Source organism: Vibrio sp. 10N.222.52.B12, assembly GCF_002875385.1.
GTDB classification, from domain to species: Bacteria; Pseudomonadota; Gammaproteobacteria; order Enterobacterales; family Vibrionaceae; genus Vibrio; species Vibrio jasicida.
This window is the reverse complement of record NZ_MDAW01000166.1, coordinates 39,829-54,753: the sequence shown is the minus strand read 5'-3', so window position 1 is coordinate 54,753 and position 14,925 is coordinate 39,829. Positions and strand designations below refer to the sequence as shown.

Genomic DNA, 14,925 nt, shown 5'->3' with positions numbered 1-14,925 from the left:
TTTTCTCCTTTGAGCCAACTTTATGATTGTTCTAATAAGTAGACTTATCACATTGCGTGCCAAGGAAATAATTTAATAAAAACAGATGGTTGAACTTAACGAGGGAAAGGGCTATGACGCTTTCGCATTTTGACAATCAGATTGAACGATACGATGTATCACAATAGTCAGCGCGGCTAGGATGTATATTGGCCAAGTAAACCCTTGAGTTAAAAAAGTACCGGAAACAATCGTACCGATAAGCCCCCCCAAGACGGCGTTTGCTCCAATAGACAACGTATGGTCACTAGTAGGGGTGAGCATCTGGATGGTCTCACGAGAAGTTCGAATCAAAGACACAATCAGCGCGATAAACACGAACAAGCCAACAAATCCAGTTTCAGCTAACACACCAAACCACGTGCTGTGTACGGCGTGATTGAGTCCATCCCAATGAGAACTGTAGAAGAAGTAGTTATTGTAGAAGTTGTCTATCCCGATGCCCGTTAATGGGTTTTCTATCGCCATTTTTATTGCGGCCTCCCAAGCATAAATCCGTCCCATTGCGGACTCGTCTATCCCTTCTTCCGCGGCACCGCCAGACGAGCGGCCAGAAATCCCTGCAACGGCATAAAGAACGAGCGCCCCAACCAACCCAAGAGAGATAACTAACGCTTTGCTTTTGATGTGTTTAAACGCGAAGTACGCAAAGACAGAAAGCGCGCCAAGTAGGCCTCCTCGGCTTTGTGTCTCTAATATCGCGAAGAACAACACGACACAGGTGATCAATGCAAACAAGCGAAGAACGAAGCTGGCTCTTTTCTCTAACAATTGGCTAACAGTAAATGCAAGTGGGAACATCAGTACTAAAGATAAATCATTTGGATCACCAAGTACCGAACCTAAGTCGCGGCTGATGGTCACGCGTGAGCCTTCGACCAATCCTATACCATTACTCGCGTTAGACAGGGCGGTTAAGCCAACCAATAGTCCTGCTAGCATGATGGCTTTCGACATTTGAGCAACTTGTTTTGGTGTGGTGATGAGCCAAGTTATCGCTAGCGTCATTACGATGATCTTCCAATAAACACTGTTGAATTCATCAATCGCAACAGAGCGGTTTGAAGCGAATGCTACGCCTAATGTCACCAGAACCCAAAAAATGGATAACCATTTCAAGCAAGGGTGCCAAAACGCAATAATTTGACGGCTAATCAATAAATGAAATGACAAGGCCATAAGAGCCCCAAGTGAAAGCAGCAAAGGAATTTTGAAGTTGTAAATCACCGGAAAGGTTTCGTGAATCCGAAAGAAAGAAAAAATCACAAACAGAGTCACGAACCAGAAGGTTTGGTTGAGAACAAACAAGATAGCCAATGGCGCAAAACAAAGTACGAGAATCAGAATTGGATTTGGCATCACTAACCATAACAGCGCGATACACGTCGTGAGCGCGATCGCGATGATGGACTGCTTCATTCTCAATTCAGCGCTGATCATAGCGGTGTTCTCTTCATTTGGCCGCGCCACTTGAGCCAAAAGTGGTGCACGTTACTTTTGGTTTGCGCATCAAAGTAACGAAACGCTATGGTCGCGATGAGCACGCAACTTGTGAAACATACCAGCATGATAAGTGGGGCAGAACCGGCTGAATGAATCAAGAATAACGACGCGCCAGCAAGGATATGTAGTATTACCATTAAGCTCAGGTGGAAGGGGAGCTTCATGCATTGTTGACCAATGCTAAAGGTCAACGCAAGTCGACAAAGCTGAGCATAATAAAGAGCGATGAACACACCGAAGATCCCTAGTGTTGATAAGCTGAACAGCATCGCAAGACCAATTGCGGCCGGTATTGCATTAATGCCCATTAACCAGTGGGTCTTCCTTTTGTATAGGATGCTAATACACAGTAATTCGCTCCATTCTTTAAGTAAGGCTATTGGTAAAAGAAACAGAACATAAAGCGACGCTTCTCGATACGCCTCAGGCAAAAAATTGTTGATGATGATTACCGCTAATGAGCCTACGACTACGACTAGAAACGTCAGATAAATCATACCTAGGTGGGTGATTCGCGTTGCTTCGTTGGCGCCCTTTTTCTCTAAAATCGAGAATCGTCTTGGCGACCACCACATGGCAAAAGGTTGTGCCAAAAAACACATACCAATTGCGAATTTAAATGCGATTGTATAAACCCCGAGCGTTGCTAACGATGCATTTGCCCCAATAAACCAACGTTCTGCACCATTTAAACAAAACATAATTAAGCCCGAGCACATAATGGGATAACAGTATTTAAAGAATTGTTTTGTCGAGATAAAACTCGGAAGAACCAACTGATAGCGATTGATGAAGTGTAACCAAATTAATTGTGCAGCAGCAGCGATCAGCCCACCAAGTAAGACGGAAAGCACCGTTTGGCTAAATTGAAGCGCGATGATAATGAACGCAGCTTGAAGTGCCGTGGTCGTCACCATCACATACAACAAGGTTTTCGCCTTGTCGTCTTGTAGTCTTAGCCACGCTGTCCCTATCGCAATCGCTCCCTCGAAAGCAATGGCAACTAAGGCAACCATCCATTCTGTCTTAGTAAAAGGTTCTGGTACGGGCATAGCAATGATGATCGTAGCCAAGACCAAAGCGATAGGAACAGAGATAAGCAATGAAAGAGAGTAAATTTGGTCTAGTAGTGACTTCCTTTTCTGCGGGTCGTCTTCCACGCCAGCGAAGCGATTTAGGGCTTCATGCAATGCTAGGCTAATGATTAAAGCAATCACAATACCAACAGACGCGATGATTTCCATTTTACCGATTTGTTCCGGTGTCAAATATTGCGGAAGTATTGGTAGCATGATTAAGCTAATGCTCTTGTTGATCACCAGTGCAATGGCAAAGAGTGACATGTTGGTCATTGCTCTAGACATGGTCATATCCTTTGACGTTGTTGCGCTTTTTCGCGCTGGATTCATTTTGTTGTTCTGGGCCTGAGCACAAATGCTGAGTGATTGGGAAGTAACAACGTTCAGCCGTATAAAGTTGAGCGACATTGAGTGCTTCGATTCCCATCGTTACCTTTAACCATGGAGACTCATTGAGTAAGCGAATCGCGTTGTGCAGCGAGGCCGCGTCGTTGGGTGTGTATTTGATGCAATTTTTTCCGTCAGTAAGGATTCGATCCCAGTAACTGTCATCATGTGGAATTACCACACACATTCCTGCGGCTAATGATTCCAAAATTGCAAGACCAAACGGCTCATTCTCTGCTGTTGCAACAAACACACCACATTGTGCTCTTAGGTCATCAAGGTTTGCTGGTGACTCGTACCAATCGACGCCTTTTGCAGTTAAATCAGGGGTTAAGCATTCATCATCAATTAGGTTGGGTTGGATATAACACACGGTTGCTTTGAGGTTTGTACCGTTTTCAAATTGGATGGCGTCTAAGAGCAAGTCAACGTTTTTGCGTTTTAGGAGAGTCGCTGCCCAAAACACGCGAGAGGACATAGGATTCGCTTGCTTTGGCCAACGCTCTGAAGAGAGACCGTTAACGAATGATGATGTATTTAGGTCTGCCCAGTAACGTTTAACTGCAGCAATGGGTTGGTTGAGATACGCTTGCAATGCGTGGATTATGGATTCGCGACAACTTGCCAAGTAATAGATACTGGTTGCTTTTGTGACGCAATAACCTGCAGATCGTGATTTACCTACCGATTGGCTGATGATTTGAACGATTGGTTTGCGATTCAATAAGCGCAATAGATACAAAGGCATATCGTTGTTGGGATTAGAAAGGCCGAGTAGCCAATCAATTTTGGGTAATCTGCACAAGATGAACAACAATTGGAAGAGGTAAAATCCATTCATTAACCAATAAGCCAGACCATGCTGAGAAATAATCGGCGAGCGACGAACTTTAACGACTTGAATACGTTCGTCATCTTTCAGTAACCGATTCCAGTGCTCTGGGTGAGTCGTTGCGACATAACCGACCACATCTCGCTGATCGCACTGTTTTAAGAGTTCAGCATTTGCTGTTTTTGAACCGCTTTGCAACGGGATAGTGTCCAACATCAGTACGTATTTCATGACCCTATCCTCAATTGTGTTTTAGCCAACGAGGCATAGGTTTAAGACTGTGCGAGGGTGGTATAGAAGCCGTAGGCTCATGTGCCAGCTCTGCATGATAAATTGACTCTATCGCGCTCACCGAAGCCGAAACGGTAAGGTGTTGCGTCGCGTAGTGATAAGCATTGTGAGCAATTTTATTTCGCAGCGGAGCATCATTTAGCATGCGCTGCACAGAATTGAGCAGACCGGCCATCCCATGATTGGAATACAGAAGAGCACTGTGATTGTGTTCGACTAATTCAGGGATAACACCGATTTTTGGGGCCACGATAGGCAATTTTGCTAACGCAGCTTGCCCAATCGCCAGGCCGTAGTCTTCTTCGTAAGCACCACTGATAAAGGCGTCGACGTTGCCTGTCATCCATGCGTCTTTGTTATGCTGTTCCGCGACAAAATGCACACGGTCTTCAACACCAAGATCCGCTGTGAGTTGTTGTAAGGGGGCTTTTTCTTCCCCGTCTCCAACAATCACAAGGTGCGGATTATTCTGATGATAGTTGTGCATGTGAATCGCGCGAATCAGGCGGTCAAAACCTTTACTTTTAATCAGAGCACCAACGGATAGGAAGGTGAAAGCGTTTTTTGGGATACCGAGGTAGTCCTTCACATCAACCGATGGTTCATTTCGGTTTAACGAAACGCCATTGTGGATCACGTGTAAGTTCTCTTTTGGGTAGCCGTCGCGGGCCAGCTCTTGGCTTATTCCCTTACTGACACAGATCAGCTTTGGCGACATGTGCAAGTCAAGTGAAAACCGATCACGGATGGGATAATGGCAATGCAGCTGCGTAACCAAAGGTATGTGGTTCATTCGTGTCGCCAGACACATCCACTGACAGGTCACACCACTGTTCACATGCACAAGATCGATAGTGTGCTTTTCGATGAGTTCAGAGCCTTGCTTGATAAGGCGATTCCAGGCGCTGATGTCCCAGCGGGGAGTACTCCAGCCTCCGACTAACTTGAAGGGAGAATATTGAGTTTCAATCCCCATCTCTCGGCATTTTTCAATTAAAGGCTCACAGTTCGTCCAGACATAAGGCAAGAACTGCTCACGATCAATGCGCGACAAAAGATCAAGTAATACAACTTCGTTGTGGCGAAGCCAGTTGTCGCCATAATGAACATATAGAATGCGTTTTGGAGTAGCCATCGTCGTCACCTCGGTTTGCCCTTTTGTTTACTGGGATACTGCAACCGAGATGCCAAACCTTATCATTTTTTTAAGTTACTGATTTAATGGAGTAAAGATATTTAAGAGTAGGTAGGGGAAAGCAAGTTTTTCATAATGAGAATGCATATGCATCAAGTTTGATTTTCAATTTGATAGCGTTCAATCAAAATAGGAATGATACTTTGTGAAGAATACTGCTCCGAGATGGTCTTAATGGCCTTTTTGCGAATAAGCGATTGGGTATAGGTGCTCATGGTTATCCAGTGGTTGAGCTTGTTTATCAAATTGAGAATATCTGGCGCAATAAATCCATTACTGCCATCTTCAATAAGATCAGATAATCGGCCGACATTTAGGCTGAATACCACAATTCCTCTCGACATCGCTTCTAATGCCGCCATTGGGAGGCCTTCATAGCGAGAAGAGATAATCAATACGCCAATATTGTTCCATACTGCGTTCATGTTGTGTTGATGCCCATGAAACACAACATTACCGGGCGCTTGTTGGGCGAGGTCTTTTCCTTCAGGACCGTCGCCGTAAATAGAAAACTGACGATCAGGAAAATGCCTCGCGATGTCGATAAAGCGATCCGCGCCTTTTTCATGGCTCAATCGACCAACGAATGCGATTTCTTTGTAGCTGCTGTTTTGTGCAGGAAGTGAAACAAAGTTGTTCAATAGCTCGGTTTTTATCGGCAGTTTATTTTGAATACTTTGGCTAACCGCAAAACAATGATCGGACAAACGACCGCTATAACGATCAAGCCAATCGTAAAACCACACTTTTCCCGTTGGTGTTTCGCCGGCATGGTAGGTAGAAATAAGACGAGGGAAGGTACGTGTAAACAGTTCGGCGCTGCGCGCAAGTAAGCTCGCTTTGTAGCCGTGAGTGTGGATAACGCTTGGTTGATGCTCTGCAACCGCAATGGTAAGCCGTTTTACCGCAATGACAGAATGTGTGTCATTATTCTTGGGGCAAAGTTGGTGTAAGTAGCTTACGGGAACATCGGAATCGGCCAACCTAGAAACAAGCGATGCTGGTGGGTTGTACTCAACCACCAATACCACTCTAACGTGGACATGAAATGCTTGTAATCCTTTGGCAAGCTCAAGGACGTGACTTTCTATGCCACCAAAAATGCAGCTGTCGAGTAAAATCCAAACCTCGCCAGCGACAGGTATCTCACGATTGTTCGAGATTAGCCTCATCCGCTTCCCACGCTTGTTTTTTACGATAAACAGTAGATGGACTCAGCTCTAACATTACCGCGGCGTTGAGTACGTTACCATCGCAGTAGGCTATCGCATTTTGAATTGCTTCCCGTTCCACCTTCCACATCGGTCGAATGGTGCCGTCCGTATTAAAGTACGGCGACGCGACTTGTGCAGAAGCACTCATTGGTATCGGTTCGGGTCTGGTTACCGGTTCTTGAGGCAGCATATCGGTAGCGATATGTTCAACGGGCTGTATTGGAGAAGGCTTAGCGACGGTGGTCGGTGCGGGTTCTACGGGCTGCGTAATCACACGTGCTTTTGATGGCTTGCGAGTTAGCTGCGCGGGTAGATGCGCGACGGTGACTTTGTCTTCATTGTTTAACACCACGATGTTACGGATGATGTTTTGCAATTGACGAACATTCCCCGGCCAGTCGTAATGTTTGATGACGTACTGTGCTTCATTATCGATATTGTTGAACTTCTTTTTGTCCTGCTTGGAGTAGGTGGTCAGAAAATGCTTAGCAAGAGTGACAATGTCACTACCTCGCTCTCTGAGTGGCGGCATATCAATAGGTACAACATGGACGCGATAGTATAAATCTTCGCGGAAGCGGCCTTCTTCGACTTCCGTAAGTGGGTCGCGGTTTGTCGCACAGATGATGCGAACATCCACTTTCATTTCTTTGGTCGCGCCAAGTGGCGTGTAAGTGCCTGTTTGTAGAAAACGGAGCAGCTTTTTCTGCATTTCCAATTCCATCTCACACAGTTCATCTAGGAAGAGGGTTCCACCATGAGCAACGGTTGCTGCACCTTTCCTATCTGTTGTCGCACCAGTAAATGCGCCTTTAACGTGACCAAAAATTTCGCTTTCCATTAAATCTCGTGGAATCGCACCACAGTTGATGGCAATAAAGGGTTTGTCACGACGATCACTTTGACGATGGATTGCTTCAGCGCAGACTTCTTTACCAGTACCACTCTCACCAACGATAAATACACTAGCAGAGGTTGGAGCGACAGCATCAATGGTTTTGTAGACGGCTTGCATTGGCAAACTAGAACCGATGAATCCATGGTAATTGTGTCGGTCGAAGGTAGATTGAATGTTTTCTACTAAGTTTTCTAACTTGGCACGTTTAAGGTGAAGTGCAACAGAGGTCTTGAGTCGGTCTGCGTTGATGGGCTTTTCAAGAAAGTCTTCCGCACCTTTTTGAATTAAACCTACCGCAATGTCTACGCTGCCATGTGCGGTTGCAATGATGACTGAGGTTGGAATTTCATTCTCATTGATCCAATCAAGAACGTCTTCCCCGGACATATCGGGTAATTTTAAATCGAGAATGATGAGTTGTGGTTTACTTCTCTCAATGAATTGGATGGCCTCACGCCCAGTTTCTACGTGAAAGATGTCGTAAGGTTCGTCCTTGACATACTGTTTGTATAGTATGGCTAGTGAGGTAGAGTCTTCTACCAATAACACCCTTGGTCTCATAGTCCTTTCCCAACTTTTATTCGCTTTCCGTTAAAACCTTTAATCAGTACTGACACTGTATTGGTTCTAACGTTGCTTTGTCAGCTTGTGAGTCAGTTCGCGAGAATGAATAGTTGTCGTACTCTCAAGCAGATAGCTTCTTTTCTATTCTCATTTTGAGAATCGTTATATTTAAGTATTAGCACAGGTTGGGAGTCTTGCAGAAAATTCTTTATTTTTTAGCTAATTAAATAAATCAATATATACCCAAGCGTGTTGAAGTTACCTAGGTATAGACCTTAATCCTCAAATCCTTGCTCCTTTCTCTGATTCAAGGCAATAAAGGAATTTTCGGCGAGTTGCGGCAATGATTGGCATAGGAGTAGGGCTTGTTGAGTTTCACCTTCCACGCAGTGTTTCTCAATGGTTCTCGCATGTCGAGAAAGGGTACGGTTCCCTAGAGCAAGTGCGGAGCTGCCTAGAGTGTGCACCTCAAACTCTAGGGTGTTGATATTGCAGGTTTCTAATGCTTGTTTGATCTTTTCTACCCGTTCGCGAGACTCCTCGATGTAGTGCTCAATGAGTGTGGGCATTATCTCAGTGCACGTATCTTTGATCATTTGTTGAAGAATCAATTCATCGACCAATTCAGGCTCTACGGCCACATCTGTGTGATTGTTCATTGGATACGCTCCCTATAAGGTAAATAATTCGCTGTCTTTAATCTGTTGCGATATTTTTGCTTTTAACTTATCTGACAAAAAGCGCAGCTTTTTTACCTGACGAATCAATTCGTCTTTTAAGCCTGCATTGTGCTTCATGTTTAATACCGCCCCAAGTAGGTTGGCGTTACTGTTCTCTAATAGTTTTTTTGCTTGGTCAATTTGTGTAGTTGTGGTCGAACCGTAACTGGCGACTAATATGCTCGCATCACAGACGCCTGCAACCACTTGAGCGGGGATGTTATTACGATTTAAGCTCAATAATGGTGAGGTGTCGATGACGACACGATCATATTGGTCCAACCAAGTCTCAATGACTTTTTTAAGCATGGTTGGATCGCGATAAGCGAGTTGTGTGCTGGCCATCGATGGGGCCGTTAAGCCGACTAAGGTCTGATGATCTTCTTCTCTTGCGATGAGCTGTCCGATGCCGTCTTGCTCAGGAAATTGATGCACCGTATTGTATGCAGGCTTGAACAAGTTCAAATCCACGTAAAGCGTGTTATGCCCTGCAAGAATCAAACGCTCGGCCAAAGCGGAAGCCACGGATGTCACGCCGTCTTCGGATTGACAAGCGACGATACATAGGGAGCGATGGCCTTTTAATTCGCCCTGTAAGTAGATTTGTTCGATTTCAGCATGAGTCGCAGGAATAGTCATTACAGCGCTCCTATTAACACAATGGTGGTCGTGATTTGCAAAAGGTCACGTAAGCCAGCCCGTGCTTTCTCTGCAAAACTCTCATCTTTGTGTGGAATATAGATAGTGTCGCCCGCGCGGATAACCGGAAGGTCATAAATGTTAGCGGTTTTGCTAAACTCGGTTAGGTCGAATGTACGAGCTTGGCCTTGGCAACAAGACATGTTGACCACGCTAATTTTTTCTACGTAAGCGTTATCACTTGGTCCTCCGGCTTCTGCCAATAGGTCAAGGATTGTCATATTGTCATTAAATACGTAACGCCCTGGGTCTCTCACTTCGCCCAACACTCGTACGGTCGATTCTTTTGAGCGGTCAAGCCAGTTCTTATTCTTCTCAGGGATGTAGATGGTGTCGCCCGGGCGAACATCCGGCAAGATGTTTTCATCACCGGTTTCAAAATACATCGATAGGTTTAATTTGCTGACTTTAGCGTAACCAAGACCACGGTGCGTTACTCGAATATTATGAATATCGGCATCTTTCGTTGGGCCGTCAGCCGCAGAAAGAATGTCGAGAAAGTGCATCTCGTTGGTAAAACGGTAGCGGCCTGGAGAGTTGATTTGTCCAAAAACATAAATAGACGCATCTGAACTTTGGCTAACCCATTGTGATTTGTTGTCTGTTGGATCATCTGGCAGGGCATGAATTCGAACCACGGTTCCTGCAGATACGCTCGGTAACTTAGAGGTTGGTGAACCTTGTAGGATGTACTTGTCCAAATCAAACTGAGTCATCTTACCGTTATTCGCCACTTCTATTTTGCTGGTGTCTGCGCGGCGAGTTGGGCCGCCAACATGGGCGAGTAGGTCAATCAAATCCATTTCATTGGACCATTCGATTCGACCTGGACGAACCACTTCCCCCATCACTGCGACAGCTCGGCTTGGTGCGACTTTCAACCATGATTTTTCATTCATATCGGTTTTCTCAGGTACGAAAATAGCGTCTCCTGAGGATATTGCAGGCGGTCTCGCAGAAGTGAGCCCCTCTGTGTGTGCCGTAAGGTCGAATTTGATCACTTGTCCGTTCGCTTTAATCACACGGATTTGGCGGGATTCAGCAAAACGAGTAGGGCCGCCAGCGTTGGCGAGAATGTCCATAAAGCTCGCGCCTTTTTTGCCTTCAAATGCTCCAGGGTTTGCGACTTCACCCATAACATAAACAACATTGGCACCCGCTTTTATCTCTTCCTCTTGCTTAGGCACAAAGATGGTTGCCCCTGGTAAGATGTCTGGTAGTAAGTTGGAATCACCTGAGTCTAGGTAGCGCTTTAGGTTAAAAATCACTGGTGTATTGTTGGTGATCACACGGATTTGTTCGACACTCGCGAAGCGCGTAACACCACCCGCTCGCATCACAACGTCGACGAGTGTTGTGTTTGGCTTGTATGTGAATGAGCCGGGTGCGTTCACCTCACCAAACACTTTGATAGCTTTCGTTTCATCTGCACTGTCGCCAGAGTTGGCCAGTTTAGCAGCGTCAAATTCTTGCTCTATGTTACCAACGAGAGGAGAGGCAGGGACGAAGAGAACATCCAGTGATTCAAGCGTCGGCAGTTGGGTGTCATCACCAGTATCAAGGAAGCGTTTGTAATCGAATTCGATGTTCTTGTTACCGCGCTTGACGATGATTTTATCCAGCTGCGCACCAGCACGGAGTCCACCGGCTTCGTATAGGAACATTTGAATGTTAGAGCCGGCTTGTAAAGTGTATTCTCCGGGTTTGACCACATAGCCTTGAACGGATATGAGTAGTTGCTGCTGCTTGATGAAAACGCGCGCGTTGTTCACGTCTCGATAAACGGATTTCAGGTTTTCGATAATCACATCTTGAAGTTGCTTTTCATTATATCCAGCTACAAATACAGGTCCGATTTCCGGTAGGCTGATGCGACCTCGTTTATCGACTTGGAAGCCTTTGTTTAGTGAGGCTTCTCCTGGAAGGTTGATTTGGACTAAATCACCGACTTTAACGACATCGTCTTCCGCAGCCCAACTTGCATTTATGTTGATCATGCAAAGTAACAAAAGGGCGACAATCGATTTGAGGATGCTCATAGCGTGTCTCCCATTTCTGTTGTGCTGTCAGAATTTGAGTTGAGTACTTCAATGCTTACTCGACGGTTGGTCAAGCGAACCGCTGGTGTTTGTCCTTCGTAGAGTGGGAGCTTTTCACCCACGGATTTTGTTTGCACGCGGTCAGAGGTGATACCGAAGACATTGAGGTATCGTTTTACTTGTTCTGCACGTTCTTGTGCGAGCTTTTGGTTGTATTCCGGTTCGCCAGTAACGTCGGCATGACCGGTTACCACCAAGGAGAGAGAAGGGTGCTCTCGTAAAATGTAAGCCGCTTCCGCAAGGTGCCCCATGTACTTTGGATTGATTTCGGCAGAATCGACGGCGAACTGATTATCGATATTGAGCAGGTCATAGACGTCAGCGACGATGTTCAAGTCGCTGCGCAGAGCTTCAATGTCTTGCGGCGGCGAGCAAGTGGTTTGAGAGAGCACGTAATCAAGTTGTTGTTCTAGTTGGCTCAATCGACGACGCTGAATCACGATATCGTTTGCAGCATCAAGTAAAAGCCCGCCCTCGAGTTCTCTTGCGATTCGATTTTGCTTTTCTAATGCTTGCACTACGGCAGCAGGGAAACACCATCTTGCGCCTTCATCAATTAAGGCATCTAAATGTAGTTTTGTGAGTTGCCAATCGAAGCGAAGCCCATGCTCTGGGCCAAGAGGCTCATCAGGCATAACCGGTGAAAACTGATAATTCTCGATAGAAATATCTTGGTAACTTTCCGCCATGCCGCCCTGACCATGATCGGGGTAGCTAAACGCTGAGCAACCAACAACGCCGACAACGAGACCGCTCATTACACTTTGTCGTATTAGATTCACCATGCCAACCTCCGTATTAACCGGTGTTTTTAGTGGCCTTTTGAATTGACGGGAATCGCATGATTGATACGTAACAGGCTCATTATCTCTAACGGTTGTCCCGATACGTTTTCGATTATCATACTGCGTTCACGTTCAACTAGGCGCTTATATAAATAAACAATGGCACCAATCCCTGAGGAATCAAGAAATTGGACGTGTTTGAGGTTGATTTCGACTTCCTTGTGATCATCGCTGTGAATTACCTCATCAATATGATGCTGAGCTTGACGACAGCCTTTTGCGTCTAAATCACCAAAAAATTCGATGGTCAATGTGTTTTGGTCGGTTTCCAATTTTCGCAGTTCCATAGTGCATTCTCCGTTAACAAACTGTCTGCTTGGTATAGAGCACGGAACATGCCAAGAATAAAAGTTCATAAAAACATATAGTTACTTATGCAAGTTCTTAGTTTTTATATTGAGAATTAAGGCGATTTCATTTTGAGAATCAAAAACGCATACAGGTCGAGGAATTTATAAATGCTATTTCGATCTGAACTTTATGTGCTTGTTTGCATTTGCTTGCTTATGAGTGTTGCTGTAGATCGTAGAATGCAAAATGTTGAGTAGGTGAATTGATCGACTTACGGTTCAATGGAGATGCTTTTTTGTACAAGGTCCCCACATGCCATTAAGAATGACATTGATTGCCCTCGCTGTAATTGCTTCTGCTCAGCCACAAGCTGATCCTAATTTACTTCCACCTGTCTCTTTAGCTGAATCATACCAAGATGGTATCGATGTCTCTCAGTATTGGTATAGCGAGAAACTGGATGGGATTCGAGCGTATTGGACCGGTCAACATCTCGTTACACGCAACGGCAACCGAATTTACGCGCCAGAGTGGTTTACCAAGGTATTGCCAGATTACCCTTTGGATGGCGAGTTATGGGCTGGTCGAGGAAATTTCCATCTTGTTCAACAAACGGTATTGGATAAAACGCCGGTGGAAGGCGCATGGCGACGAATCGATTTTATGGTTTTCGATATGCCGTATTCTGCGGGTGATTATCAAAAGCGCTACTACAACATTCAAGATCTGGTGTTTACGATCGACGCCCCTCATATTAAATACGTTGAGCATCGTGCAATTCAAGATGAGAAACATTTGTTCACGCAATTGGACCGAATTTCGCAATCTGACGGCGAAGGTGTGATGTTGCGAAAGGTATCAAGTCGATACCAAGCGGGTAGAGGTAGTGATTTACTCAAACTTAAGCGTTATGAAGATGCAGAGGCCTTAGTATTGGGCTACAAACCAGGAACTGGTCGTTTATTGGGTATGATGGGTGCCTTGTTGGTTAGGTTGGCAGACGGCACTGAGTTTTACATTGGTAGCGGCTTTACCGATGACGTTCGAAAATCTCCTCCTCGAATAGGATCTACCATTACGTTTCGCTACAACGGTTTTACCCATAATGGCAAACCGAGATTTGCCCGATTTTTAAGAGAGCGGGCTTCACAATAAATCTAAATAGCGGCGTATAAACGGCTTGAGCTAACTATTTCCGATTTTCACACCACAACGTTTAAATAGATTTTTCCAAAATTGCACATGCTTCATTGTTTCCTCACGAAACTGATCGTGTGCTTTTTCTATTCCATAGTTTGCACCATGAGCTTGCATTCTCTTTTCAACAAGGGAAAGTCCCCCGTCGAGTTGCTGATAGGTACTGTCGACGTATGCCATGTAAGGTTGAACTTCTGCAACATAAATTGTTTGGAAGACGTTTCTCAAGTAACGAAATTGAGTGGTATCACGGTTGGCACCACAAATGATTTTGTCTTGGTTTGCTTCGAGCATGTGTGTGGTTTGTTCTAACCAATGAGTCGCATCGATCAAAGTGTAATAGAGTCGACCAACGAGACGTGTTTTTTCGATCTCTTCTTGGTAGTTCACAATGGTCACATCGGGCAAGCGAGAAAGAGTGCGATATGGTGTTTGATACATTTCATCCAAAGCAAGGAAAGCATCTCGTACGTGTGCAACTTGGTCTTTGCTTTCCAATGGTAACCATTCAGATCCTGTTAGCTGTTTGCGCATGGCATCGCTAGTCAGCAACATATTGTCGAGATGCACTGTTAGATGGTGCCACTTCTGGTCGTACAAACCGTTCAGCTTTGTGTTTTCTTCATCACTCAATGGGTAATCACTCAAGCAGCCATTCAGTGTTCTCAGCAGGTTGGTTTGATAATCAAAGTCGTAAAAGGCGTCTTGAACTTTACCCAGTTGAGAGTTTTTTTCTGCTAATAAATTAAACAAACCACATTGACGCAGTTGGTAGCTTTCGAGTAAGCCAAGTGATAGACGAGGGAGTTCTTGAAACAGTTCTCGCTTATCAGGAATCGTGACAGCAGGAGAGGCTTCTAACTCCGATTCCGACGTATCTAACACATTTGCTAGGCGTTGATTGTATTTTTCGAAGACCGCTTTCTCTGGGTTAAACCAGTCGTTGCACCCACTGAGTAAGGTTGTCAGTAGTACAAGCGCCGCAGCAACAAGGGAGCTTCTTACAAGGGAACTTCTCACAGCATTTCCTTTTTAATCACTTAGATAAGTATACCGCTTAACGAATATGAGAG

The 14,925-nt window shown here is 45.1% G+C and carries 13 protein-coding genes; 1 reads left to right on the top strand and 12 read right to left on the bottom strand.

Going from position 1 to position 14,925, the window contains the following annotated elements:
- Window positions 1-111: 111 nt before the first annotated feature.
- From BCT11_RS26470 to BCT11_RS26420, 11 genes are all read right to left on the bottom strand, one after another.
- Window positions 112-1,479 carry an O-antigen ligase family protein gene (locus tag BCT11_RS26470; RefSeq protein WP_198594006.1) on the bottom strand — a complete coding sequence of 456 codons (1,368 nt, stop codon included), beginning with the start codon at window positions 1,477-1,479 and terminating at the stop codon, window positions 112-114.
- A complete protein-coding gene (locus BCT11_RS26465; protein WP_102389759.1) occupies window positions 1,476-2,906 on the bottom strand; it encodes a lipopolysaccharide biosynthesis protein in 1,431 nt (476 codons plus the stop codon). The genes BCT11_RS26470 and BCT11_RS26465 overlap by 4 nt, the downstream gene beginning before the upstream one ends.
- Window positions 2,899-4,071 carry a glycosyltransferase family 4 protein gene (locus tag BCT11_RS26460; protein WP_102389757.1) on the bottom strand — a complete coding sequence of 391 codons (1,173 nt, stop codon included), beginning with the start codon at window positions 4,069-4,071 and terminating at the stop codon, window positions 2,899-2,901. Before BCT11_RS26460 ends, BCT11_RS26465 begins: the two co-directional genes overlap by 8 nt.
- A 10-nt stretch (window positions 4,072-4,081) precedes the next feature.
- The gene (locus BCT11_RS26455) at window positions 4,082-5,266 is read right to left on the bottom strand and encodes a glycosyltransferase (protein WP_102389755.1); all 1,185 of its coding nucleotides are present in this window, start codon (window positions 5,264-5,266) and stop codon (window positions 4,082-4,084) included.
- A gap of 152 nt (window positions 5,267-5,418) precedes the next feature.
- Window positions 5,419-6,498 carry a glycosyltransferase family 4 protein gene (locus tag BCT11_RS26450; RefSeq protein ID WP_102389753.1) on the bottom strand — a complete coding sequence of 360 codons (1,080 nt, stop codon included), beginning with the start codon at window positions 6,496-6,498 and terminating at the stop codon, window positions 5,419-5,421.
- Window positions 6,473-7,999, bottom strand: coding sequence for a sigma-54 dependent transcriptional regulator (locus BCT11_RS26445; RefSeq protein WP_038872671.1), 1,527 nt, complete (start codon window positions 7,997-7,999; stop codon window positions 6,473-6,475). The genes BCT11_RS26450 and BCT11_RS26445 overlap by 26 nt, the downstream gene beginning before the upstream one ends.
- 278 nt (window positions 8,000-8,277) lie before the next feature.
- A complete protein-coding gene (locus tag BCT11_RS26440) occupies window positions 8,278-8,661 on the bottom strand; it encodes an Hpt domain-containing protein (RefSeq protein ID WP_186175922.1) in 384 nt (127 codons plus the stop codon).
- A gap of 12 nt (window positions 8,662-8,673) precedes the next feature.
- Window positions 8,674-9,360, bottom strand: coding sequence for a CpsD/CapB family tyrosine-protein kinase (locus BCT11_RS26435; RefSeq protein ID WP_102389752.1), 687 nt, complete (start codon window positions 9,358-9,360; stop codon window positions 8,674-8,676).
- Window positions 9,360-11,459: an SLBB domain-containing protein gene (locus BCT11_RS26430; protein ID WP_038872680.1), complete on the bottom strand. Its 2,100-nt coding sequence runs from the start codon at window positions 11,457-11,459 to the stop codon at window positions 9,360-9,362. The genes BCT11_RS26435 and BCT11_RS26430 overlap by 1 nt, the downstream gene beginning before the upstream one ends.
- Window positions 11,456-12,304, bottom strand: a complete 849-nt coding sequence (locus BCT11_RS26425; protein WP_039977309.1) for an OmpA family protein — start codon at window positions 12,302-12,304, stop codon at window positions 11,456-11,458. The genes BCT11_RS26430 and BCT11_RS26425 overlap by 4 nt, the downstream gene beginning before the upstream one ends.
- Window positions 12,305-12,330: 26 nt before the next feature.
- Window positions 12,331-12,651, bottom strand: coding sequence for an STAS domain-containing protein (locus BCT11_RS26420; protein WP_038872685.1), 321 nt, complete (start codon window positions 12,649-12,651; stop codon window positions 12,331-12,333).
- Between the two features lie 316 nt (window positions 12,652-12,967).
- On the opposite strand from BCT11_RS26420, the gene BCT11_RS26415 reads away from it, so the two are divergent.
- Window positions 12,968-13,810 (top strand): DNA ligase, encoded by an 843-nt coding sequence (locus BCT11_RS26415; protein WP_038872688.1) that lies wholly within the window; start codon window positions 12,968-12,970, stop codon window positions 13,808-13,810.
- A gap of 30 nt (window positions 13,811-13,840) precedes the next feature.
- Here the strand turns inward: BCT11_RS26415 and BCT11_RS26410 are convergent, their stop codons facing one another.
- Window positions 13,841-14,872, bottom strand: coding sequence for a DUF3080 domain-containing protein (locus BCT11_RS26410; protein ID WP_102389750.1), 1,032 nt, complete (start codon window positions 14,870-14,872; stop codon window positions 13,841-13,843).
- Window positions 14,873-14,925: the final 53 nt, after the last annotated feature.